Origin of the sequence: Cellulosimicrobium sp. SL-1, assembly GCF_011033075.1 — a bacterium.
GTDB lineage: Bacteria > Actinomycetota > Actinomycetes > Actinomycetales > Cellulomonadaceae > Cellulosimicrobium > Cellulosimicrobium funkei.
The window spans coordinates 1-23,222 of record NZ_JAACJC010000003.1 but is presented as its reverse complement, the minus strand read 5'-3'; the positions used below and the strand labels follow the sequence as shown (position 1 = coordinate 23,222).

Annotated in this window: 15 protein-coding genes; 12 read left to right on the top strand and 3 right to left on the bottom strand. The window is 72.6% G+C overall.

The window, feature by feature from the left end; translation table 11 throughout:
- Position 1 precedes the first annotated feature (1 nt).
- Positions 2-1,006: a C-terminal binding protein gene (locus tag GWJ10_RS04800; protein ID WP_163185684.1), complete on the top strand. Its 1,005-nt coding sequence runs from the start codon at positions 2-4 to the stop codon at positions 1,004-1,006.
- A gap of 38 nt (positions 1,007-1,044) precedes the next feature.
- Positions 1,045-1,899: a fumarylacetoacetate hydrolase family protein gene (locus GWJ10_RS04795; protein ID WP_163185681.1), complete on the top strand. Its 855-nt coding sequence runs from the start codon at positions 1,045-1,047 to the stop codon at positions 1,897-1,899.
- Positions 1,900-1,914: 15 nt separating this feature from the next.
- Here GWJ10_RS04795 and GWJ10_RS04790 read toward each other — a convergent pair whose 3' ends face one another.
- Positions 1,915-2,787, bottom strand: coding sequence for an SMP-30/gluconolactonase/LRE family protein (locus tag GWJ10_RS04790; RefSeq protein ID WP_346773822.1), 873 nt, complete (start codon positions 2,785-2,787; stop codon positions 1,915-1,917).
- A gap of 208 nt (positions 2,788-2,995) precedes the next feature.
- On the opposite strand from GWJ10_RS04790, the gene trpS reads away from it, so the two are divergent.
- From trpS to GWJ10_RS04770, 4 genes are all read left to right on the top strand, one after another.
- Positions 2,996-4,129 (top strand): tryptophan--tRNA ligase, encoded by a 1,134-nt coding sequence (gene trpS, locus GWJ10_RS04785; RefSeq protein ID WP_163185652.1) that lies wholly within the window; start codon positions 2,996-2,998, stop codon positions 4,127-4,129.
- A 235-nt stretch (positions 4,130-4,364) separates the two neighbouring features.
- Complete coding sequence (locus GWJ10_RS04780; protein ID WP_163185650.1) at positions 4,365-11,084, top strand: RHS repeat-associated core domain-containing protein; 6,720 nt, start codon at positions 4,365-4,367, stop codon at positions 11,082-11,084.
- Positions 11,085-11,154: 70 nt separating this feature from the next.
- Entirely contained in the window at positions 11,155-11,550 is a 396-nt protein-coding gene (locus tag GWJ10_RS04775) for a hypothetical protein (protein WP_163185647.1), read from the top strand.
- 1,006 nt (positions 11,551-12,556) lie between these two features.
- Positions 12,557-12,943, top strand: coding sequence for a hypothetical protein (locus tag GWJ10_RS04770; protein WP_163185645.1), 387 nt, complete (start codon positions 12,557-12,559; stop codon positions 12,941-12,943).
- A 72-nt stretch (positions 12,944-13,015) separates the two neighbouring features.
- On the opposite strand, the gene GWJ10_RS04765 is transcribed toward GWJ10_RS04770, so the two are convergent.
- The gene (locus GWJ10_RS04765) at positions 13,016-14,956 is read right to left on the bottom strand and encodes a phosphoenolpyruvate carboxykinase (GTP) (protein ID WP_163185642.1); all 1,941 of its coding nucleotides are present in this window, start codon (positions 14,954-14,956) and stop codon (positions 13,016-13,018) included.
- 116 nt (positions 14,957-15,072) lie between these two features.
- Between GWJ10_RS04765 and GWJ10_RS04760 the strand changes: the two genes are divergently transcribed.
- Positions 15,073-16,569: an XRE family transcriptional regulator gene (locus GWJ10_RS04760; RefSeq protein WP_085388488.1), complete on the top strand. Its 1,497-nt coding sequence runs from the start codon at positions 15,073-15,075 to the stop codon at positions 16,567-16,569.
- Positions 16,570-16,590: 21 nt separating this feature from the next.
- On the opposite strand, the gene GWJ10_RS04755 is transcribed toward GWJ10_RS04760, so the two are convergent.
- Positions 16,591-17,661 carry a hypothetical protein gene (locus tag GWJ10_RS04755; protein ID WP_163185639.1) on the bottom strand — a complete coding sequence of 357 codons (1,071 nt, stop codon included), beginning with the start codon at positions 17,659-17,661 and terminating at the stop codon, positions 16,591-16,593.
- A gap of 161 nt (positions 17,662-17,822) precedes the next feature.
- On the opposite strand from GWJ10_RS04755, the gene GWJ10_RS04750 reads away from it, so the two are divergent.
- The 5 genes from GWJ10_RS04750 to GWJ10_RS04730 all read left to right on the top strand — a co-directional run.
- Positions 17,823-19,079 (top strand): hypothetical protein, encoded by a 1,257-nt coding sequence (locus GWJ10_RS04750; RefSeq protein WP_163185638.1) that lies wholly within the window; start codon positions 17,823-17,825, stop codon positions 19,077-19,079.
- A 52-nt stretch (positions 19,080-19,131) separates the two neighbouring features.
- Positions 19,132-19,347, top strand: coding sequence for a hypothetical protein (locus GWJ10_RS04745; RefSeq protein WP_043653789.1), 216 nt, complete (start codon positions 19,132-19,134; stop codon positions 19,345-19,347).
- Positions 19,348-19,528: 181 nt separating this feature from the next.
- Positions 19,529-21,874, top strand: coding sequence for a chemotaxis protein CheW (locus GWJ10_RS04740; protein ID WP_241005690.1), 2,346 nt, complete (start codon positions 19,529-19,531; stop codon positions 21,872-21,874).
- Positions 21,871-22,284, top strand: a complete 414-nt coding sequence (locus tag GWJ10_RS04735) for a chemotaxis protein CheW (RefSeq protein ID WP_076403319.1) — start codon at positions 21,871-21,873, stop codon at positions 22,282-22,284. The genes GWJ10_RS04740 and GWJ10_RS04735 overlap by 4 nt, the downstream gene beginning before the upstream one ends.
- A 55-nt stretch (positions 22,285-22,339) precedes the next feature.
- Positions 22,340-23,222: methyl-accepting chemotaxis protein (locus tag GWJ10_RS04730; RefSeq protein WP_163185632.1), on the top strand; the 883-nt coding region annotated here is incomplete at its 3' end.

Below are 23,222 nucleotides of genomic sequence, written 5' to 3'. Positions count from 1 at the left end.
CATGACAGCCGACACCGTCGTCATCACCGACTGCGACCTGCCCGGGACCGCGTGCGAGGACACCCTGACCGCCGCCGGGCTGCGGGCCGTGCGCGCCGCCGCGCGCACCGAGGACGAGGTGATCGCCGCCGTCGAGGAGGCCGCCGCGAGCGGGTCCGCGCCCTCCGCGCTCGTCGTGCAGTGGGCCCCGATCACGGCCCGCGTGCTCGACGCCGTCGCCGGGCCGGGCGGGGTGCGCATGGTCTCGCGCATGGGCATCGGCTACGACATGGTCGACGTCGCGGCCGCGACCGAGCGCGGCGTCGCCGTCGCGAACACCCCGACCTACTGCATCGAGGAGGTCGCGAGCCACACGGTCGCGATGATCCTCACGCTCGACCGCGGCCTCGTCGCCTACGACCGCGCGCTGCGCGCGGGCACGTGGGCCCCGACGGCGCAGCACGCCGCGCGCCTGTCCAGCACCGTCGTCGCCGTCATCGGGTACGGGCGGATCGGCTCCGAGGTCGCGCGCTCCGCCCGCGCGCTCGGCTACCGCGTGCTCGTGCACGACCCGTTCGTCGACCCGCAGGCCGTGGCGTCCGACGGGCACGAGGCCGTGGGGATCGACGAGGCCGTCGCGCGCGCCGACGTCATCACGCTGCACGCGCCGCTCACCGCCTCGACGCGCCACCTGCTCGACGCCCGCACGCTCGCCGCCGCGAAGCCGGGCGTGCGGGTCGTCAACACGTGCCGCGGGCCGCTCATCGACGAGGACGCGCTCGCCGACGCGCTCGCGTCCGGCCACGTGGGCTCGGCCGCGCTCGACGTCTACGCGACCGAGCCGCTGCCCGCCGACTCGCGCCTGCGCACGCTGGACAACGTGCTGCTCACCCCGCACGCCGCGTGGTTCTCGCCCGAGGCCATGCAGGACCTTCCCGTGCACACCGCGCGCAACGCCGTCGACTTCCTCGCGGGCCGCCCCGTGCCGTCGATCGTCAACCCGGACCACGCGCGCGCCCTCGCCTGAGGAACCGCGCCACCCGCCCCGACCTAGGAGACCCACCCGTGCAGCTCGTCCGACTCGGCCCCCTCGGCCAGGAGCGTCCCGCCGTCCGCGAGGACGGGGTCGTGTACTCCCTCGACCCGCTCACCCGCGACATCGACGGCGCGTTCCTCGCGGCCGACGGCGTCGGCCGGGTCCGCGCGGCGCTCGCCGCGGGCGCGCTGCCCGTGCTCGACGGCGCGGACGAGCTGCGCATCGGTGCGCCCGTCGCCCGGCCGACGGCCGTCGTCTGCATCGGGATGAACTACGCGGAGCACGCCGCCGAGTCCGGCTCGACGCCGCCCGACGTCCCGATCGTCTTCTGGAAGCACTCGAACACGGTCGTCGGCCCGCACGACGACGTGCTCGTGCCGCCCGGGGCGACGACGGTCGACTGGGAGGTCGAGCTCGGCGTCGTGATCGGCCGCCGGGCGCGCTACCTGTCGTCCCCGGAGGAGGCGCTCGAGCACGTCGCGGGCTACGTCCTGTCCCACGACGTCTCCGAGCGCGACTACCAGATGAAGGTCTCCGGCGGTCAGTGGTCGAAGGGCAAGAGCTGCGAGACGTTCAACCCGCTCGGCCCGTGGCTCGTCCCCGCCGACGAGGTGGACGTCCAGAACCTCGGGCTCCGGTCCTGGGTCAACGGCGAGCCCCGCCAGGACTCGACGACGGCCGACATGATCTTCGACGTCGCGTACCTCGTGCACCACCTGTCGCAGTACATGGTCCTCGAGCCGGGCGACCTCATCAACACCGGCACCCCGCAGGGCGTCGCCCTGTCCGGGCGCTTCCCCTACCTGCGCGCGGGCGACGTCGTCACCCTCGAGATCGACGGCCTGGGCCGCGCCGAGCAGCGCGTGCGCGACGCCGTCCGCTGACGACCGCGGGGACGCTCAGCCCGCGAACGGCAGGGCCGGGAGCCCCCGGACCCCCGGGTCCGCCACGAACAGCGACCCCGACGCGGCCTCGTCCGCGTCGGGGTCGTCCAGCCCTTGGCGCGAGGTCGTGACGAACAGCCGGTCGAGGTCGTCGCCGCCGAACGTGCACGCGCTCACCTTCGACACCGGGAGCGGGACGACGGCGTCGAGCGTGCCGTCGGGGGAGTAGCGCCGGACGGCCCCGCCGCCCCACAGTGCCACCCAGACGCCACCCTCGGCGTCGACCGTGAGGCCGTCCGGCATGCCGTCGTCGGGGTCGATCTCCACGAACGCGCGACGCCGCACGAGACCGCGCGAGTCCTCCGCGGTGGGCACGACGTCGAGCACGTCGATCCGCTGCGTCGCGGAGTCGACGTAGTAGGCCCGCGACCCGTCGGGCGAGAACCCGAGCCCGTTCGACACCTCGACGCCGTCGAGCGCGACGCGCGACGACCCGTCCGACTCCACCCGGTACAGCGCGCTCGGCCGCTCGCCCTCGGCCTGGCCGCCCACGTAGAACGCGCCGTCGGGCGCCGTCGCCCCCTCGTTGAGGCGGACCGTCGGGTCGTCGACGAGCGACGCCAGCGGGCGGACCGGGGCGTCGTCGCCGTCCGCCACCGCGACCGACCGCGCGAGCCCGACGACGAACCCGCCCCCGGTCCGCGGCCGCACCACGGCCGCGTGGTCGCCCACGTGGAGGCGGTCGACGCCGCCGTCGGGCCGCAGCGTCAGGAGGTCGCCCGCGAGCATGTCCACGTACCGCAGGCCGCCCCAGCCCGGCCACCACACCGGGCCCTCCGCGTGGTAGGCGACGGGACCGGTGACGTTCTCGACGGAGATCTCAGGCATCCGACCATTCTCGCCGAGGGCCGTCGCCCCGCGCGGCGGGCGTAGGGTGGACGCATGATCACGCAGAGCTGGTGGTGGCTGCCTCCGCAGCCGTGACCAGTCCTGCCCACGTCCCGAGCTGCGCGCCGCAGCCGGGACGTCGTCATGTCCGGGCCGGTCCGGTCCTCGACCGGGCGTGGTGCGTGGCTCCCCACCGAAGGAGAGCACCATGACCACGACCCTCGACCCCGCGCCGTCGGCCCTCTCGTCCGCGACGCCGTCCGGGCTGTCGGCGTCGACCGCGTCCGTCGCGGCGGCCCGCGAGCGGTCCGCGCAGATCGAGGCCCGGCTCGCGACCGACCCGTCCGGCTTCCGCGTCCTCACCGGCGACCGCCCGACGGGCGCGCTGCACCTCGGGCACTACCTCGGCACCCTCGCGAACCGCGTCCGGCTGCAGGACGACGGCGTCGAGGTCGTGCTCGTCGTCGCCGACTACCAGGTCATCACCGACCGCGACGACGCGGGGGACCTGCGCGCCACCGTGCGCGAGGTCGTCCTCGACTACCTCGCGGCCGGGATCGACCCCGCCCGCACGACGGTCTTCGCGCACTCCGCGGTCCCGGCGCTCAACCAGCTCCTGCTGCCGTTCCTCAGCCTCGTCACGACCGCCGAGATCGAGCGGAACCCGACCGTCAAGGCCGAGGCCGTCGCGGCCGCCGCACGGCAGGGCCGCCCCATGAGCGGCCTGCTCTTCACCTACCCGGTGCACCAGGCGGCCGACATCCTGTTCTGCCACGGCAACCTCGTGCCCGGCGGGCAGGACCAGCTCCCGCACGTCGAGCTCACGCGCACCGTCGCACGACGCTTCAACCAGCGCTACGCCGCCGCGCAGCCCTACTTCCCCGAGCCCGACGTCCTGCTCGCCCCCGCGCCCACCGTGCTCGGCACCGACGGGCGCAAGATGAGCAAGTCCGCGGGCAACGCGCTCGAGCTGCGCGACGACGAGGACGCCACCGCGCGCTTCGTCCGCCGCCATCGCACTGACTCCGAGCGGCACGTCACGTACGAGCCCGAGCGCCGACCCGAGGTCGCGAACCTCCTCACCCTGGGTGCGTTCGCCGCCGGGACGACGCCCGAGGCGCTCGCCGACGAGGTCGGTGCCGCCGGGGCGGGCCGCCTCAAGCAGGTGGTGACCGAGGCGCTCGTCGAGCACCTGCGTCCCCTGCGCGCCCGCCGTCGTGCCCTCGCCGCGGGGGACGGGCCCGACCCGCTCGACGTGCTGCGCGAGGGCAACGCCCGCGCGAACGCGACCGCCGAGCGCACCCTGGCCGAGGTCCGCGAGCTCATGGGCACCGCGTACTGACGCAGGACGTCGCTCGCGCGGTGGGCCGCCGGCAGAGTGGCGCCTCGCGCGAGCGTCGTCCCGGCGGGACCGTGGCGCAGGACTCTCGCCGTGCGCTATGGTCCGTGCACCTTCGCTGGTTGTGAGCTCGCTGAGAACCAGGCTGGGGCCTGCCCGCAGGGGGTGTGGGCTTCGGTTTCCGGTGCGCGCTGGTGCGTGCCGTGACAGATCGGGCTGGTTCGCGATGGCGTTCTTGGTGTCGTTCTCTGGTGTTCCTGGTGCGTGGCGGGCGTCGATCGCCGCCCTCGCGGGGGCGGTCGCGCTGAGCGTGGGAGTGGTCTCGCTCCCTGCGCCGGCGGTCGCCGCGTCCCTCCCGGCGGAGGCCGCCGCCGAACCCGCGGCGGTGGACCCGGCACTCGTGCCGCGGACCGCCCCGGACTCCGGGTCCGCGATGGTGAACGCGCGACTTGCCGGCGCGCCCGTGGAGGACCTGTCCCAGCGCACGGAGTCCGGTTCGGTGTGGGCGTTGCCGAACGGGCAGTGGACGGCGCAGCAGGGGTCGGGGCCGGTGTGGGTGCAGACCGGCGGTGACGGCACCGCGGAGGAGGACTGGGCGCAGGTCGACCTCACGCTCGAGGCCGGCGAGGACGGGGTGGTGCGCCCGGTCGCCGCGGTCTCGGGGCTGGAGATCTCCGGTGCCGTCGAGGTCGCTGACGACGCTCCGGTCGAGCTGGCCTCGGTGACGGACACCGAGACCGGTGTGGTCTCCGCGATGCACTGGACGGGCGCGTTGCCGGAGCCGGTGCTGGAAGGCCGGCGGGCGACGTACCAGGGCGTCTCTGAGGGCCTGGACCTGGTCGTCGAGGCGACGAACAGCGGGTTCGAGCAGTTCTTCGTCGCGCACGACGCGGAGGCGGCGCGAGCGGCGATCGAGGATCCGCTGGTCGTGACGGCCGAGGGCGGCACGGTGGCGGCGACCGCTGACGGTGGGTTCGAGGTGAGCGCGCCGTCGGGCGAGGTCGTGGGCGTGGGGGCGACGCCGTTGGCCTGGGACGCGCAGGTGGAGGAGCACCGTCCGGACTCCCTGCTCGAGCCCGCGGTGTCGATCGACCCGGAGGCGCCGCGGTTGGCGCCGCTGCCCGAGCTGGACGTGCTGTACGGCAAGGAGGCCGAGGGCGGGCAGGCGCCCGCGGCGAAGACGCCTGCCGGGACGCCGACCGCCGGTGGCAGCGGCCCCGTGGTCCCCGTGGAGGCCGACCCGTTGTCGGAAGCGGTGACCCTGGAGGAGTCGGTGACGATCGCCGACGCCTCGACCGCGCAGGTCGAGCTGTCCGGGGTGGAGGCCCTGATCACGGATGCGGGGACGCAGTTCCCCGTGGTGATCGACCCACAGGTCAACCTGAACAAGGGGCTCGACCTGTACGTGCAGACGGACACGACGGTCGACACGTCGGCGCGCACGTACATGCAGATGGGCACCTACAACGGCGGTGCGGTGAAGGCGCGCGGGATCATCAACTTCCCGACGTCGGCGATCGCCGGCAAGGTCGTGTCTGCGGCGACGATGGAGCTGTGGAACTTCCACTCCTACTCGTGCCAGGCACGGAACTGGGAGCTGTGGCACACCGGGGGGATCTCGACCGCGACACGGTGGTCGAACCAGCCCGGGTGGTTGACGCGGCAGCTGACGACGTCGCAGACCAAGGGGTACGCCGACTCGTGCGGTGACGGCTGGGTCACGATGGACGTCAAGGGTGCGATGACCTACGCCGCGAACCGGGGGGACTCCCAGATCACGCTCGGGGTGAAGGCGGAGAACGAGTCCGACTCCTACGGGTGGAAGAAGTTCAACTCCGCCGACGCAGGTTCCTACGTCCCCTCCATCTGGGTCACGTACAACTCCTACCCGAACGTGTCCACGAACTCGGGGCACAGCGCGGGGGAGTACGCCTGGTGGCCGAGCTCGACCGCTGCGAACCGCGTGCTCTACGTCAAGGTCGCCAAGCCCAAGTTCTACTCGGTGGTGACCGACCCCGACGGCGGCAACGTCAAGGGCTTGTTCTCCGTGCTCAACCCTGCCGGGACCGCGGTCTGGAACCAGCTGCCCGGATCGAGCGTCGCGTCGGGCGGGCGGTCGCAGTTCGTGCCCGCCACGTCGACCCCCGCCCTCGTCAACGGGACCGCCTACACCACACGAGTGTGGTCGAGCGACGGTGCGCTGACCTCGAAGACCTACTCGAGCTGGGGTTTCACCGTCGACACGAGCGCGCCGACGGCTCCGACGATCACCGCGTCGGGATACACGAACGGCCAGTGGAAGGACACGCCGCCGTCGTCGAACGCCTTCACGTTGAAGTCGACCTCGACGGACGTCGTCCGGTTCGAGTACTCCCTGGACGGCGGGGCATGGACCTCGATCGCCGCGACGGGCACGACACCGACGGCGACGATCAGCTGGAACCCCGTGAACGGGGCGCACACGCTGAAGGTGCGTGCGATCGACAAGGCCGCGTGGGCCTCGGCCGAGACGACGTTCGGGTTCGGCTCCGGTGGCGCGGCGCTGGCGTCGCCGGTCACGGGGCTCAAGTCGACGGACACCTTCCAGGTCAAGGCCAGCAGTCCTTCGACCGCGTCGGGAACGGTGACGCCGTCGATCTGGTGGCGGGCCGCGGGCACGGCGGAGCCGGCCAACTACGACGCCTCGAAGGGCTCGACCACCGGGTGGACGAAGGCGACAGATCTGCCCGCCGTCGCAGCGAATGCCGCGGTGGCGGTGAACAAGCAGTGGTCGGCGGCGGAGGCAGCGGAGGCCCTGGGGAAGTCGCGGGTCCCGGTCCTGCTGGACGTCCAGGTGTGCTTCACCTACTCCGCCTCCGGGATCGTGCGCTGCACCTGGAACCAGGACACGACGTCGCGCTCGTCCGTGGTGCGCGTACCGCACGCGTTCGGTGACAACTACCCGGTCGCTGACGCCGGTCCGGGGCAGGTCGCGCTGTGGACGGGGGAGTTCAACACCTCCGCGACGGACGTCTCCGTGCCCGGGTACGTGGGTGACCTGTCGGTCTCGCGGTCGTACTCCTCCCAGGCCGGTACCGACGACACGTCGGTGTTCGGGCCGGGGTGGAAGGCGTCGTTCGACGGCACCGACATCGGGATCGCCGGGTTCGAGGTCGTGGACTCCACCGACGTGGACGGCACGATCTCCCTGATCGACGACGAGGGTGGCGCACTCGTGTTCCGTCAGCCCGACGGCACGAAGATCGCGATGAAGCCGGGCCAGTACACCGCGGTCGACGAGGACACCGCCACGGTCGGCGCCAAGCTCAGCCTGACCGGCACCGGCACCGCGGCCACGCTCGACTTCACCGAGGAAGACGGCACCGTCACCCGGTTCACCTACTCCCACACCGCGGGGGGTGACCGGGTGTGGCTGCCTGCATCGGTGACGGAACCGGGCACTGCCGGAGCGACGTCGTTCACGCGTGACGCCACGACGAAGAAGATCACCCGCATCCTCGCCCCCGTTCCCCCCGGGGTCACGTGCCCGGCCACGGGCGCGCTGAACCCGGGATGCCGGGCTGTCGACATCACCTACGCCGCCACCACCGCGGGCACCGATGTCGCCGGGCAGGTCAAGCAGATCTCCTACACCGCCTACGACCCGGACAAGGCCGGGGGCGCAGGCATGAGCACCGTCGTCGTGGCGACCTACGAGTACGACTCCGCGAAGCGCCTGGCGAAGGTCACCGACCCGCGCGCGGGGCTGTCCACGAGCTACGCCTACGGCGGTCCCTCGACGTCCGGGCAGCCTCTGCTGACCACGGTCACCCCGTCCGGCCTCGCTCCCTACACCCTCGCCTACGGTGCCTCGTCCCAGGACGCGAAGTCTCTGCTGACGGTCGAGCGGGCGCCCGCCACGACGGGCGGGGCCGCGGCACGGCTGTCCCGGTTCGTGTACGGGATCGACCCGGCGACGACGAACACGGCGCTGCCCGACCTCAAGGCCGCCGCCACGACCACCTGGGGCCAGGAGACGCCTCCGTCGTACGGGGCCGCGGTGTTCTCCGCTGACAGGCAGCAGGTCGCCGGCTCCGGACCTGGTGACGTGACTGCGGCCGACTGGCCGTACGCGGACCTGCAGTACACCGACGCCGAGGGTCGCGTGGTCAACACCGCCGCGTTCGGGGCCGGGGACTGGCAGGTCACCGCGACCCGGTACGACTCCGGCGGACGCACCGTGCACGAGCTCGACCAGAAGGCCACCGCCCAGCTGCGCGCCCTGACCGCAGCCCAGGGCCAGCTCGCGACCGAGGTCATCGACTCCTACGCCACCATCACCCGTTACAACGCCGACATCACCGCAGCCACCGCGATCACCCACGACGGCGGCACCATCGCGGCCGGGACCGTGCTGACCCCCGCCGGGACCGTCGTCACCGACGTGTGGGAACCTGCGCGGGAGACCAGCAACGGGCTGCTGCGCAAGCACACCCGCACCGACTACGACCAGGGCGCGCCCAACGGCGGCGTGAACCCCAAGACGGGGATCGCCTACCGCCTGCCCACGGCCGTCACGGTCACCGAGGCGGACGCGCTCACCGGCAGCAGCGACACCAGCGTGCCGGTAGCGACCGGTGAGACGGTCGTGTCGCAGGCGCTCTCCGGGTACGACGCCATCGACGGAGTCCCGCACACCGACAAGACCTCCGGCTGGTTCCTCGGGCAGGCCACGACGTCGACCACGGTGATGGACGACCCTGCGCAGAACATCGTCACGAAGACCCGGTACGACGTCGAGGGCAAGGTGGTCGAGTCCCGCAAGCCCGGCGCCACCGGCAGCGATGCCGCGACGACGCGCAACGGCTACTACACCGCGGCTGCCCAGACCGGCGTCTTCGCCGCTTGCGGGAGCAAGCCCGAGTGGGCGGGTCTCGCCTGCTCCACCCGCACCGGCGAGTCCACGCCCACCCTGCCTGTCGAGACGACGACGAAGTACTCCTACTACCTGGCACCGCGCGAGTCCGTGGAGTCGCTCGGTGCGACGACGCGGACCACCACGACGACGTACGACGCCGCCGGGCGCACCGTCCGGGTCGGCACCGTGGCGACGGGTCTCGCCGGGTCGACCCCGGTCCCGGCGACGCGCACGGACTACGACGCCGCGACCGGACAGGTCGCCGCGACCGTGACCCTCGGTGCGACGGGGGCCGAGACCGGGCGCATCTCCACGCGATACGACGCCTGGGGGCGCCAGACGACGTACACCGACTCCGACGGCGCCGTCACCACCACGACCTACGACGCTGCTGGGCGGGTCGCGAAGGTCACCGACCCGATCCGGTCGGTCGAGTACGGGTACGACGCCGAGGGCGAGCGCCGCGGTCTGCCCACCCTGGTCAAGATCCCTGGCACCGGGCAGTTCACCGCCACCTACGACGCCACCGGCGCCATGACGAGCCAGGCCCTGCTCGGTGGCCGTGTCACCCAGCGGCTGACGTACGACCGTGCCGGCGAGCTCACCGAGCTCGCCTACACGGGTGCCGCCATGCCTGGCGACCCCGAGCAAGACCTGCTCGCCTGGTCGATCGACTCCGACGTCCTCGGGCGGACCACCACCCTCACGTCGACGGCGGGGACGGGCGACACCGGCATCGCCCGCACGCAGTCCTTCACCTACGACAAGGGCGAACGCCTCACCGCGGTCTCCGACACCACCGGCGGGACCTGCACCACCCGGACCTACGGGTTCGACGTGCGAGGCAACCGCCTCGCGCAGAACGCGACCGCGTACGACACCGACTGCGCCAGCGTTCCGGCGAGCGCCGTCGGCAAGACCTGGAACTACGACGGCGCCGACCGCGTCCAGAAGGGGGCGAACGGGGCGGGGAGCTACGTCTACGACCTCCTCGGACGCCAGACCACGCTGCCCGGTGCCGACACCCCCGCAGGGGCCGGGGCCGGTGACCTGACGGTCGGTTACTACGACACCGACGCCGCGCGGAGCCTGACCCAGAACGGCACCACCACCACCTACACGCTCGACCCCGCCGGGCGCCGCCACACCGCGTCCACGGTCAGCGGCACGACCACGACCAGCACGGTGCGGCACTACACCGACACCAGCGACAACCCCGGCTACGCGACCAAGACCGGGACCGGCAGCCCGGTCACCACCTGGTACGGCGCCTCGATCGCCGGCGACCTCGGCCTGGAGATCACCGGCACCACCGCCACCCTGTCCCTCATCGATCCGATCGGCTCCATCGCCACGACCGTCGCTCTGCCAGCGGTCGACCAGCCGCTCCAGCTGGGTGCGCTCGGCACCTGGGACGAGTACGGCAACCCGATCACCACCCCGACGCAGACCGGCGCGATCACCTACGGCTGGCTCGGCGGCAAGGAACGCGCCCTAGACACCACCGGCCTCACCCTCATGGGCGCGCGCCTCTACAACCCCACCACCGGCCTCTTCACCAGCACCGACCCCGTCGAAGGCGGTAACACCACCGCATATACCTACCCCCAAGATCCCGTAAACGACTGCGACGCGAGCGGACTTGCGTCTTGCCGCCAGTTGATCGCGAGCATTAGGTCGCGGATGGATCTGGTGGCGAGGCGACAGCGGCAACTGTACGAGAACAAGGGAAACCTCCCTCTATATGGGTCGAACTCCATCAGTGGACACCAAAGAGCAGTGCGCGAAGCGCAGAGCGGCGGGCGGCGCTTTCTCAATGACTTTGCTGCGCAAGGTTGCGCGAGGAAGGGCTATCGGCTTCCCGCCGGCGCCTGGCGATCCATGACAGCGCGACCCAATGTTCCGAGAAATATTTCGCTCTACCGCAACGGACACTACCGCGCTCCTGCGCCCGCGCCGAGGACTCCTCCGCGGGTTAGGGGCGGGGGTGGTGGTGGCCTCGGTGGGCTTCGCGGGTTCATACCGGGGGGAGGTGGCGGTTCGAAGCACTACTATCGATAGGTCAGAACGTCCGGTGAAGCGGCGAAGCGATGGGCAAGGGCCTAGCGTCCACGCGCGGAGGGTATTGGTGATGACGAGAGACCAGGAGGGCGTTTGGGACCGCCGCATCGCTGAGGACTACATCGACTTCCTCATAGCGATGGGCGGGGCGCATTCAGATCGCGTGAAGGCGGAGAGTCTTAGCCATTCCTACAATGCGTTTCTAGACGGCGTCGAGTTCGGTGATGATCCCGTGGGATTGACGGATCATGTACTCTCCTCTTCGCGGGGTCTGGAGGTCGCATCAGCTGTGGGCTCAGGCGTTCTACAGGAATTGCTCGAGCGGCGACCCGAGTTTTGGGATGCGATAGATGAGAAGGCCGAAGCGAGTGAATCCTGGAGGGTTGCTCTGGAGAACGTGTGGCTAGATTCTAAGACTCTTGAAAGCATGCCATCCAATTTGCGTGTCAGATTGAAGCGCAGCTAGATCTTCAGTATGTGAAGTGGTCAACTCAGCCTTGGTGTGTCCGGTTCGGTGGTGTGGACTGCTCCCCCCGGTTCGAACGGGCATACGGGACTGCTGCAGGGTCGGTTGACTCGGGGTTAGTGGTGATCATGCCGCAAGGTCGGCGTTCTGGGCGGTGAAGGTGAGATCGTCCTCGACCGGGGTGACTTGCCAAGCGTGCGCTGGTGCTGCTTGTGGGTGCGTTCGATCCAGACACGATCGCGTCGTGCAGCTAGTCGCGGGTGGCCCGGCGGCGACGGTTCGGCACGTTCTTCTGCAGTAGCGCGTTCCAGGACTCCATGGCCGCGTCGTCTCCGCGGAGGCGACGCGACGTGCGATCTGTGCCAAATGCAACAACACCAACGGGGAAAGTGATCTTCGGCTCTGGTCGCCACGCCAACCTAAATGATAGTGATGGCGTCGTCGCTAGCCTCGAAGTGGCGCAACTCAATCTTCCGGTCACCAGGACTGTGCGGTGACGGTGAAGTTTGGGTGTTCTTGTCGGGTTTCGAAAATATAGCGAAACGTCGGAGCCGGTGGAGGTTCATTTCGAGCACTTGGTCGCGCGCAACCCCGATTTGACAAGCGTCTCGTTCAAGCCTGGCGAGTCCCCGGCAGGCACATTGAATCGCTCATGGGCGACGGGACGATGGTGCACCAGCAGGAGGGCCTCTCTCCGGCGTTCCGTGAAGGTGCGGTAGTGAAGGCAACGATCCTTCACGGCTGGCCCGGCGCCCCGGCGCCCCGACGTCCTTACGCCGGACGTTCGGTTCTTGCTGTTGGCAGTGGGACCAGGGCGGCGTGCGCGAGCGGCGTCCCAGCGGCGCCGTGGCGCCGTGGCACCAGGCTCCCGCCGTGCGCTACGGTCCGCGCACCTCGGCTGGTCGTCAGCGGGTCAGGTCGGTGCGCGTCGCGAGGGACCGCGAGCAGATGTCGTCCACCACCGCATCGGTGTGGACAGCAACGTCTGACGGACGGGAAGGCTCGCGTGAGGGCGACTCCGCTGGGGTTAGCGGCGCTTGCTGTCGTGGTCACCCTGGGTGTCTCTGGGTACGGCTTGGTCCCGAGCGGTGAGGAGCGGAACGCTGCGGTCCTCCAGACGCGGCGGGTGTCGTCGAGTCGTCCGGAGCCGCTCGCTCTCGTCGAGGCGCACGACGCCTGCGGGGACTCCGACCGGACCATGGTCCGCATGCGGTACGAGGTCCCGGCCGGTGCAGGGGACGCGGTGTCGGACGCGCTGGGCGCGGCGGGGTGGGGCCGCTCTTCGCAGGAGGACGGCGTCTGGATCGTCGAGGAGCCCGGAGTCCGGGTCTTCGCCGAGCAGGTCTCCTCGGTCGAGGTGGTGGTCTCGGCGCATTCGCTCACGGAGAGCTGATGCCGGCGCCGGTGCCCGGTGCGTCGCACCGAGCACCGGCGCCCGAGGGGTGTGCTCCGCTCGGGTGTGGCGTCAGGCCCCGAGGCGGTCCCGCAGGCGGGCGAGCTGCGCCCAGAGCTCGTCGGGCACGCGGTTGCCGAAGGTGTCGAAGAACTCGGCGGTCAGCTCGGCCTCGGCGAGCCACTGCTCGGGCGAGACGTCGAACAGGGCGTCGAGGTCGGCGTCGTCCAGGTCGAGGCCGCCGAGCTCGAGCGCGCCGGGCGCGGGGAGCAGGCCGACGGGGCTCTTCACGGCGCCGCTGTCGGTGCGGACGCCGCGCGAGCGGTCGACCTGTGCCGCGATCCACGCGACGACGCGCGCGTTCTCGCCGAACCCGGGCCAGAGGAACCGGCCGTCGGCGTCCTTGCGGAACCAGTTGACCTGGAAGATCTTGGGGCGCTTCTCGGGGTCGAGGGAGGCGCCCACGCGGAGCCAGTGCGCCCAGTGGTCGGCCATGTTGTAGCCGCAGAAGGGCAGCATCGCGAACGGGTCGCGGCGCAGCGCGCCGACGGTGCCCTCGGCGGCGGCGGTCTGCTCGGAGGAGATGGTGGCGCCCATGAAGACGCCGTGCTCCCAGCCGTACGCCTGCGCGACGAGCGGGACGTTGGTCGCGCGGCGTCCGCCGAAGACGATGGCGTCGATCGGGACGCCGTCGGGGTCCTCCCAGGAGTCGGCGATCGTCGGGCACTGCGCCGCGGAGACGGTGAACCGCGAGTTCGGGTGCGCGGCGGGGCGGCCGGCGTCGGGCGTCCAGTCCTGGCCGGTCCAGTCGATCAGGTGCGCGGGCGGCTCGGGGGTCAGGCCCTCCCACCAGACGTCGCCGTCGTCGGTGAGCGCGACGTTCGTGAAGATCGTGTCGCGCGCGAACGTCTCGACGGCCGCGGGGTTGGTCTCGACGCCGGTGCCGGGCGCGACGCCGAAGAAGCCGGCCTCGGGGTTGATCGCGCGCAGGCGGCCGTCGGGGCCGGGGCGCAGCCACGCGATGTCGTCGCCGATGGTCTCGACGGTCCAGCCGGGGATCGTCGGTCGCAGCATCGCGAGGTTGGTCTTGCCGCACGCCGACGGGAAGGCCGCGGCGAGGTGGTAGGCCCGGCCTTCGGGCGACGTCGCGCGGATGAGCAGCATGTGCTCGGCGAGCCAGCCCTCGTCGCGCGCCATCGCGGACGCGATGCGCAGCGCGAAGCACTTCTTGCCGAGGAGGGCGTTGCCGCCGTACCCGGAGCCGTACGACCAGATCTCGCGCGTCTCGGGGAAGTGGACGATGTACTTCGTGTCGTTGCACGGCCACGGCACGTCCTCGGAGACCGCCCCGGTGTCGTCGACGAGGGGCGCGCCCACCGAGTGCACGGCGGGCACGAACGCGGCACCGGCGTCGATGAGGTCCATGACGGCCGTCCCGACGCGCGTCATGATCCCCATGCTGACGACGACGTACGGCGAGTCGGTGACCTGGATGCCGACCTGGGAGATGGGGCCGCCCACCGGGCCCATCGAGAACGGCACGACGTACATCGTGCGGCCGCGCATCGAGCCCTCGAACACGCCGCGGAGCTCGGCGCGCATGGCGTCCGGCTCGCGCCAGTTGTTGGTCGGGCCGGCGTCGACCTCCTCGCGCGAGCAGATGAACGTGCGCGACTCGACGCGCGCGACGTCGCTCGGGTCGGAGCGCGCGAGGTAGCTCCCGGGGCGCAGCTCCGGGTCGAGGGGCAGGAGCGTCCCGGCGTCCACGAGGAGGTCGGTCAGGCGCTGCTTCTCCGCCGCGGAGCCGTCGCACCAGACGATCGCGTCCGGCTCGGTGAGGGTCGCGATCTCCCGCACCCAGGCGCGCGCGTCGCGCGGACGAGGGTCGGCCGTGCCGCCTCGCTGCCCCGGCGACCGGTCCGTCGTCAGCCCGGCGAGGTCGGTCTCGACGTCGTCGAGCAGCGCGGCCTGGCGGGTGCGGCGGGTCTGGCGGGGGCCTGCGGCGGTGGTCATGGGTTCTCCTCGCTCGGCGGGTGGGCGGTGCTGTGCCTCCAGCGTCACGCCGAACCGGCGTGGATTTCGCCTCAGGACGCTGTGAAGATTCGCCGATCTTGACGTACTGTCAAGCCATGGCCAGCACGACGTCGTCCAGCCGTCCCGGGGACCGTCCCGAGGCTCAGCCCGCGGCCCAGGCGGACCTCATCACGCTCGGTCGGCGCGTGCGGCACTTCCGCACGGCGCGCGGCCTCACCCTCGACGCGCTCGGCGAGGCCGTGGGCACCGCGCCCAGCCTGCTGTCGATGATCGAGAACGGGCGCCGCGAGCCGCGGCTGTCGCTCCTCCAGCAGCTCGCCCAGGCGCTCGACGTCCCGGTCACGGACCTGCTCACGGACGAGCCGCCGTCGCGCCGCGCCGCGCTGGAGATCGCGCTCGACCGCGCCCAGCGCGGCCCGCTGTTCGCGGGCCTCGGGCTGCCCGCCGTGAAGGCGAGCCAGAAGCTGCCCCTGCCGGTGCTCGAGAACCTCGTCGGCCTGCACGCCGAGCTCCAGCGCCGCGCGACCGAGGCCGTCGCGACCCCCGAGGAGGCGCGCCGCGCCAACACCGAGCTCCGCCTCGAGCGACAGGCGCGCGACAACTACTACCCGGAGATCGAGGCGCTCGCCGAGGAGATGACGCGCAAGGCCGGCTACACGGTCGGCGCGCTCACCCACCGCACCGTCGCGCGCATGGCCGAGCAGCTCGGCTTCACCATCTGGCACGTCGACGACCTGCCGCACTCGACGCGCACCGTCACCGACCTGGAGAACGGGCGCATCTACCTGCCGCCCGCGTCGATCCCCGGCGGCCACGGGCTGCGCTCGCTCGCGCTCCAGGCCATAGCGCACCGCGTGCTCGGGCACGAGCGGCCGCGCTCGTACGCGGAGTTCCTGCGCCAGCGCGTCGAGATCACGTACTTCGCCGCGTGCTGCCTCATCCCGCAGAGCGCGGCCGTCGACTTCCTGGAGCGCCGCAAGCGCGAGAAGGACCTCGCCGTGGAGGACCTGCGCGACGCGTTCGGCGTCACCCACGAGGCCGCCGCGCAACGCTTCACGAACCTCGCGACCGTGCACCTCGGCATCCCGCTGCACTTCCTGCGCGTCGGCGACGACGGCGCGCTGTTCCGGGGCTACGAGAACGACGGCCTGCCCCTGCCCGCCGACGTCACGGGCTCGATCGAGGGCCAGATGGTGTGCCGCAAGTGGGCTGCCCGCGAGGCCTTCACGCGCCGCGACCGCGCGCAGGAGTCGTACCAGTACACGGACACGCCCGCGGGCACGTTCTGGTGCTCCACGCAGACCGGCACGACGACGTCCGGCCAGTTCTCCATCGCCGTCGGGGTGCCGTTCGCGTCGGCGAAGTGGTTCCGCGGCCGGGACACGACGGTACGGCGGCAGTCGTCGTGCCCGGACGAGTCGTGCTGCCGCCGCCCGGCCGCGGACGCGGCCGCGCGCTGGGAGGACGCGTCGTGGCCCAGCGCGCGCATGCACCAGCACGTGCTCTCCGCGCTCCCGAGCGGCGCGTTCCCCGGCGTCGACGCGACGGAGGTCTACGCGTTCCTCGCCAAGCACGCCCCGCGGGACGCCTGACCGGGCGCCGGCGAGCGCGCCTCAGGCGACCGGCCGGCCCGAGAGCGCCGCGACCTGCCGGTGCACCTGCGCCGTCTCGATCTCCGACCGCAGCGCGACGCGGTCGAGCCCCACGGCCGCCGCCTGCGCGACCGGGCCGAGCACCATGCGCAGGTCCGCGACGGCGTCGAGCGCGGCCCGCCTCGTCGTCGCCCGCTCGGCGCTCGCGGTGACGAGCGACAGCGCGAGCCCGAGGTCCTCGGCGACGAGCTCGCGCGGCGAGAGCAGCGTCGACGCGATGCGCGCGAGCGTGCCGACCTGCCGGCCGAGCTCGCGCGCGGTCGCCCGGCCGCGCCCCAGGCGGGCGGCGCGCTCGCCGAGCTCGCGCGCCACGAGGGCCGACGACGCGTCGCGCAGGTCCTCGACGTAGGTCCGGGACTCGCCTGGCCCGGCGAGGGGCCGGTGCACCCGGTCGAGCGACCACGCCGGGTCGCGCCCCTCGGCGTGCAGGTGCCGGTCGAGGTCCACCGCGTCGAGCGCGGCGTCGTCCCCGCCGGCGAGCCATGCCTCGACCCGGGCGACGTCCGCGCGGTCGTCGACGTCGAGCCCGACGGTCGACAGCACGTCGAGCCACGTCCCGGTCGTCACGTCGAACAGCGGGACGAGGTCGTGGTCCTCCGGCCCGGCGGGGCGCACGAACCGGTCGTGCGCCGGGTCGTGCAGCAGGACCCACTCCTGCCCGTCGAGCGTCACCGGGCCCGCCTCGGTGAGCTCCAGCACGACGCGCAGGGCCCACTCGTCGTACGTCTCGCCCCACGTCTCGCCCGTCACCGGGTCGCGCAGGACCCGCGGCGTGCTCAGGCGCTCGGGCAGCCACAGGAGCGGGTGCCACATCGCCTCGGGGCGCACGGTGGTCCACCGCCGTCGGCCCGCGGGCACGGTCCACGGCAGGGGGAGCGGTGACGCGGACAGGGGCGAGAGCAGCACCTCGCCGTCGGCCAGGCCGGCGAACGCCTGCCAGCGGTGCAGGCGGGCCACCGTCTCGATCGCGGACGAGGGGAGCAGGAGGCTCGCTCCCGGTCCGGCGTCGAACGTCCGGCGTCTGTGCTCCACAGGGGTCCTCTCGTCGTGGTGGTCTCCACGCCTATGCGGCGGGGGCGCGCGCCAACCTGCGCGCACCACCGCGCACGAGGCGGCGACGGTGTGACGGACGTCACAGCGCCGTGGGGCTGCGAGCGGCCGATTTTCGCGCGGGCGCCGCACACACCCTCGCCATGCACACCTCGACCGTCGCCACCGACGTCCCCGCCCCCCGCACCCACGACCGCGCGAGCGACGAGCTCGACCGCCTCACCACCGACCTCGCCCTGCGCGTGCGCGCCGGTGCGCTCCCCGAGCGCGAGGCCCGCATGGCGGTCTTCGAGGCCGTCTTCCGGACCGGGATGATCCCGTCCGAGACGCTGCGCTACTGCCACCGGCACGACGTCGCGCGGTTCCTGCACGACGACATGGTCGAGGCGGCCGTCGACTTCTACACCCGCAAGCTCCTCGACCTCCCGAGCGCCGACGGCGCGACCGGTGACTCGACGGGACGCAACGGCACCAAGTTCTTCGACCTCGAGGTGTTCGCCGACGGCGCGAGCGCGGCCGGCTCCATCCGCCAGGCGCTCGGCGACTACACGCTCATGCACCGCACGCTCCTGCGCTCCGTGCGCAGCGCGCGGCGGGTGGGGCAGATCGTGTCGACCGACCTGCTGGAGGGCACGGTCGACGACGAGGGCCGGCTCGCGGGCCTCCTGCACGAGCTGCCGGTCGTCCCCGACCCCGCGACCGACGTCGTCGACGCGGGGCGCTCCGCGCAGCTCGAGCAGCTCTACGAGACGCACGTGAGCGCGGCAGCGCGGCAGCGCGGAGTGCTCCGCACGCAGATCGACGCGGGCGCGATCCGCGAGGCGTTCGACCTGCCCGAGCTCGACCGTCCGCTCGACCCGGACGTGCGCGCCCGGATGCTCGGGTGGGTCGAGGAGGACGAGGACCTCGCGCTGCGCTCGGTCGTCGGGCTCCTCGCCCCGACCGACGAGCGCCGTGCGGTCCTGCTCGGCCGGCTCTGGGCCGCGTTCGACCGCGACCGGCTCTCGACCCTCGCCGACCACGAGTACGGCGCGCGGATCGCGGACCTGCTCGTCCGCGACGCGCTCGCCGACCGCGCGCGCCCCGGCCGGCCCGCCGTCTCCCGCACCCGCGTCGCCGTCAAGCAGGCCGTCGCGGGCTGCGGCGTGGACGCGGCCTGGGTCGCCGAGCTCACCGCCGTCTTCCTCGAGCACGAGCACGAGGCGCGTTCCGCGTGGGACCCCGACCGCGGGACCGGCGAGACGACGCGCGACGCGGCGCGCTACCTCGCCACCCTGACGACGGCCGCGGCGCTGCCCGGCGCCCCGCTGGGCGCGACGCCGCTCGCCGTGCGCCGCGCGCTGGCGGACCTGGTGGCCGCGGCCCGCACGGGTGGCCAGAAGCGCTCGCTCGTCGCATAGGACCTCACGACCACCGACGCGCCTCGCCCGCGAGGCACCGAGAGGAGACCCCATGGCCGCCGTCCCGGCACGCCCGCGCACGACCATCGCCGAACGCTGCGCCCCGCTGAACAAGGAGCTCGCCCGGCGCCGGTCCGGCTCGCCGCTCAACCCGCGCGACGTCCACGAGCTCATCGCCTCGCTGGTCGAGGAGCTCGTCCTGCAGGGCATGACGCGCCCGGAGGCCGCGGGCCTCGTGAACCGCGCCGCGCAGAAGGCCACCGCCTGACACGACCCCGGACGACCCGCACCCCACGAGGCGGCAGCGCGTACCGAGAGTACGCCGTGACCGCCCGTGCCGAACGGGTCGGCCACCCGGGCACCCGCGGGGGTACCCGGGCCGCACGCCGGACACCGGCGACGAGACAGACACACGCCAGACATGGCGGGGAGGTACGGACGTGGACGAGATGGACGAGATCGTCCACGAGTTCCTGGTCGAGTCCTACGAGAACCTCGACCAGCTCGACCAGGACCTCGTGGCGCTCGAGAGCGACCCGTCGTCGCGCGCGCTGCTGAGCAGCATCTTCCGCACCGTGCACACCATCAAGGGCACGAGCGGCTTCCTCGGCTTCGCCAACCTCGAGCGCGTGTCCCACGTGGGCGAGTCGCTCCTGTCCGAGCTGCGCGACGGCGAGCGGGCGATGGACCAGCCGACGGCGGACGTGCTGCTCGCGCTCGTCGACACGCTGCGCGCCATCCTCGCGAAGGTCGAGTCCGGTGCCGGGGACGACCTCGACGTCGACCCGATGGTCGCGCGCATCGTCGCGGTCCAGGACGGCACGGCGGCGCCGGAGCCGGACCTCGCGACCGCCGTCGCGGGCGGTACCTCGCCCGACGCTGCGGCCGGCACCGCGCCCGAGACCGACCCCGAGACCGCTCCCGAGCCGGAGCCGGAGCCAGAGCCCACGCCCGCGGCAGGCCCCGCGCCCGAGCCGGCTCCCGCACCCGAGCCGGCTCCCGCGCCCCGGACCGCCCCGGTGCTCGCCGCCGAGCCGGAGCCCACGCCCGCCGTCGGACCGGCGCCCGCGCCCGAGCCGGCACCCGAGCCCGAGCCGCACACCCGCAACGCTGCGGACGGCTCGATCCGGGTGGACGTCGACCTCCTGGACACGCTCATGCGGCAGGTCGGGGAGCTCGTGCTGGTGCGCAACCAGATCGACCGGATCGCCGGCGCGGGCGAGGACCAGGAGACCAAGCGGTCCGCGCAGCGCCTCAGCCTCATCGCGTCCGAGCTGCAGGAGGGCGTCATGAAGACGCGCATGCAGCCGATCGAGCACGTGTGGTCCAAGATGCCGCGCGTCGTGCGCGACCTCGCGAAGATGCTGGGTCGCGACGTCCGGATCGAGATGACGGGCGGCGACACCGAGCTCGACCGCTCCCTGCTCGAGGCGGTCAAGGACCCGCTGACGCACCTGGTGCGCAACGCCGTCGACCACGGGATCGAGGCGCCCGAGGACCGGCGCCGCGCCGGCAAGCGGCCCCAGGGGCTCGTGACGCTGCGCGCGTACCACTCGAACGGCCAGGTCGTCGTGGAGATCACGGACGACGGCGCGGGCGTCGACCCCGAGAAGGTCGGCCGCACCGCCGTGGCCAAGGGGCTGCGGACGGCGGGCGACGTCGCCACGATGGCCCCGTCCGAGCTGCTCGACCTGCTGTTCCTGCCCGGCTTCTCGACGGCGGCGAAGGTCACGAACGTGTCCGGGCGCGGCGTCGGGATGGACGTCGTCCGCACGAACATCGAGGCGATCGGCGGCTCGGTCGACGTCGAGTCGACGGTCGGGACCGGGACGACGTGGCGCATGCGGATCCCGCTGACGCTCGCGATCATGCCCGCCCTCACGGTGATGTGCTGCGGCGCGGTCTACGCGATCCCGCAGGTCAGCCTCCTGGAGCTCGTCGCCCTCGGCGACCAGCACGGCGAGATCGAGCACGTCGGCACCGCCCCCGTCTTCCGGCTGCGGGGCACGTTGCTCCCGCTGCTGTCGCTCTCCGAGGTGCTCGGGCTCGACCCGGAGTCCGAGGGCCGCGTCATCGCGGTCGTCGAGGCCGACGACCAGCGCTTCGGCGTGATCGTCGACCGCGTCCTCAACATGGAGGAGATCGTCGTCAAGGCGCTCGCGAACCGGCTCAAGCAGATCGGCATGTACTCCGGGGCGACGGTGCTCGGCGACGGCGGGGTGGCGCTCATCCTCGACCTCCAGGCGATCGCCCGCAAGGTGCTCACGTCGGACGCCGCGGACATGGCCCGCGCGTACGCGCAGGACACGACGGAGAGCGCCACGACCGTCGAGCAGATGCTCGTCGTCGGGGCGGGCGACCGCCGCGTGGCGATCCCGCTCTCCGCGGTGACGCGGCTCGAACGGATCCGCGCCGCCACGATCGAGCAGGTCGGCTCGCGCGAGGTGCTCCAGTACCGCGGCGCGCTGCTGCCGCTCGTCCGGCTCGACCAGCTTCTGGGCGCGGCGGGCGGCCCGCCCGCGGACGAGCTCGACATCGTCGTGTACACCCGCGCGGGGCGCAGCATCGCGATGGCGGTCACGGAGATCTTCGACATCGTCGAGGACGACGCGCGCCGGCGCAGCGACATCGACGGCCACGGGCTCACCGGGTCGACCGTCCTCAAGGACCGCGTGACGGAGCTGCTCGACGTCCGCAGCGCCGTCCAGGCGGCGGACCCCGGCTTCTACGACGACCTCGACCCCTTCGACGACGCGACGGCCGAGAACGACCTGTCGCTGGCAGGTGCCCGATGACCACGCAGCAGCTCGTGACGTTCACGCTGGCCGACCGGCTCTGCGGGATCCCCGTCGACCGCGTCCAGGAGGTCCTGCCGGGCCGCGCCCGGACACGCGTGCCGCTCGCGCCCGACGACGTCGGGGGCCTCGTCAACCTCCGCGGGCAGGTCGTGCTGTCGGTCGACCTGCGGCGACGCCTCGGCATGGTGGCCCACGAGGGCGACCAGATGATGGTCGTCGTCTTCGTCGGCGACGAGACCGTGAGCCTGCTCGTCGACACGATCGGCGACGTGCTCGAGGTCGACGCCGACCAGTTCGAGACGCCGCCCCAGACGCTCCCCGAGGAGCTGCGCGCCGTGATCCGCGGCGCGTACAAGCTCTCCGACCGGCTGCTGCTCGCGCTCGACGTCGACGCCGCGGCGTCCTGAGCCCGACCGGCTCGCCCCCTTCCTCTTCTCGTCCCCACGTCCCCAGGAGCTCCTCATGTCCACGCTCGAGACCCCGCGGCCCGCCGCGCGCCGGCGTCGCTTCGCCGACTTCTCCGTCCGCACGAAGATCCTCACCGCGCTCGGCGTGCTCGCCGTCGTGCTCGTCCTCGTCGTGGGGTTCGCCCTGCAGAGCCTGCGGTCGACGTCCGACGACACGGCGTCGGTCGCGAGCGTCGCGAGCTCGCTCCTGCGCAGCAACGCGGAGGTGGACCACGGTGCCCAGGAGGCGTGGCGGCTCACCTACCAGTACGACATCGTCCAGGGCGAGGCCCGCGAGCAGACCGTGGAGCAGATGGCCGCGACGGACGCCCTCGTCGAGGAGCAGATCGGCGTGATCGACGCGGTGCTGGCCGCCGACGGGGTGGACGAGCCGAACTGGAACGCGTTCAAGGCGAGCTGGGCCGAGTGGCTCGCCTTCCGCGACGCGACGCTCATGCCGGCCGTGGAGGCCAAGGCGGTGACGCCCGAGATCCAGGCGGCCAACGACGAGATCATCGCGTCGTACCGGACCTCGCTGGCGGCGTCCGGCGACGCGGTGTACGCCTACCTCGACACCGTCGCGGACGACGCCGCGGCGAAGGCCACGCGGGCCTTCCTCCTCATGATCGTCGTCGCCGCCGTCGGGCTGCTGATCGCGGTCGTCGTGGGCGTGCGCGTCGCGAACGGGATCCGGCGCTCCGCCGGCACGGTCCAGCACGCGCTCGGCGCGCTCGCCTCGGGCGACCTCACCGTGCGGGCGCAGGTGGAGGCCCGTGACGAGCTGGGGCAGATGGCTGCGGCGTTGACGAGTGCGCAGGAGAACTTGCGGGGGATCATCGCGGAGGTGGCGGGGACGTCGGAGGCGGTGGCTGCGGCGACGGAGCAGCTGTCTGCGGCGG

Excerpts from the sequence above, each read along its gene's own strand:
- GWJ10_RS04775 (WP_163185647.1), top strand. The coding sequence starts at position 11,155 with ATGACGAGAGACCAGGAGGGCGTTTGGGACCGCCGCATCGCTGAGGAC.
- GWJ10_RS04745 (WP_043653789.1), top strand. The coding sequence starts at position 19,132 with ATGGCCGCCGTCCCGGCACGCCCGCGCACGACCATCGCCGAACGCTGC.
- GWJ10_RS04760 (WP_085388488.1), top strand. The coding sequence starts at position 15,073 with ATGGCCAGCACGACGTCGTCCAGCCGTCCCGGGGACCGTCCCGAGGCT.
- GWJ10_RS04790 (WP_346773822.1), bottom strand. The coding sequence starts at position 2,787 with ATGCCTGAGATCTCCGTCGAGAACGTCACCGGTCCCGTCGCCTACCAC.
- GWJ10_RS04800 (WP_163185684.1), top strand. The coding sequence starts at position 2 with ATGACAGCCGACACCGTCGTCATCACCGACTGCGACCTGCCCGGGACC.
- trpS (WP_163185652.1), top strand. The coding sequence starts at position 2,996 with ATGACCACGACCCTCGACCCCGCGCCGTCGGCCCTCTCGTCCGCGACG.
- GWJ10_RS04765 (WP_163185642.1), bottom strand. The coding sequence starts at position 14,956 with ATGACCACCGCCGCAGGCCCCCGCCAGACCCGCCGCACCCGCCAGGCC.
- GWJ10_RS04740 (WP_241005690.1), top strand. The coding sequence starts at position 19,529 with ATGGACGAGATCGTCCACGAGTTCCTGGTCGAGTCCTACGAGAACCTC.
- GWJ10_RS04750 (WP_163185638.1), top strand. The coding sequence starts at position 17,823 with ATGCACACCTCGACCGTCGCCACCGACGTCCCCGCCCCCCGCACCCAC.
- GWJ10_RS04735 (WP_076403319.1), top strand. The coding sequence starts at position 21,871 with ATGACCACGCAGCAGCTCGTGACGTTCACGCTGGCCGACCGGCTCTGC.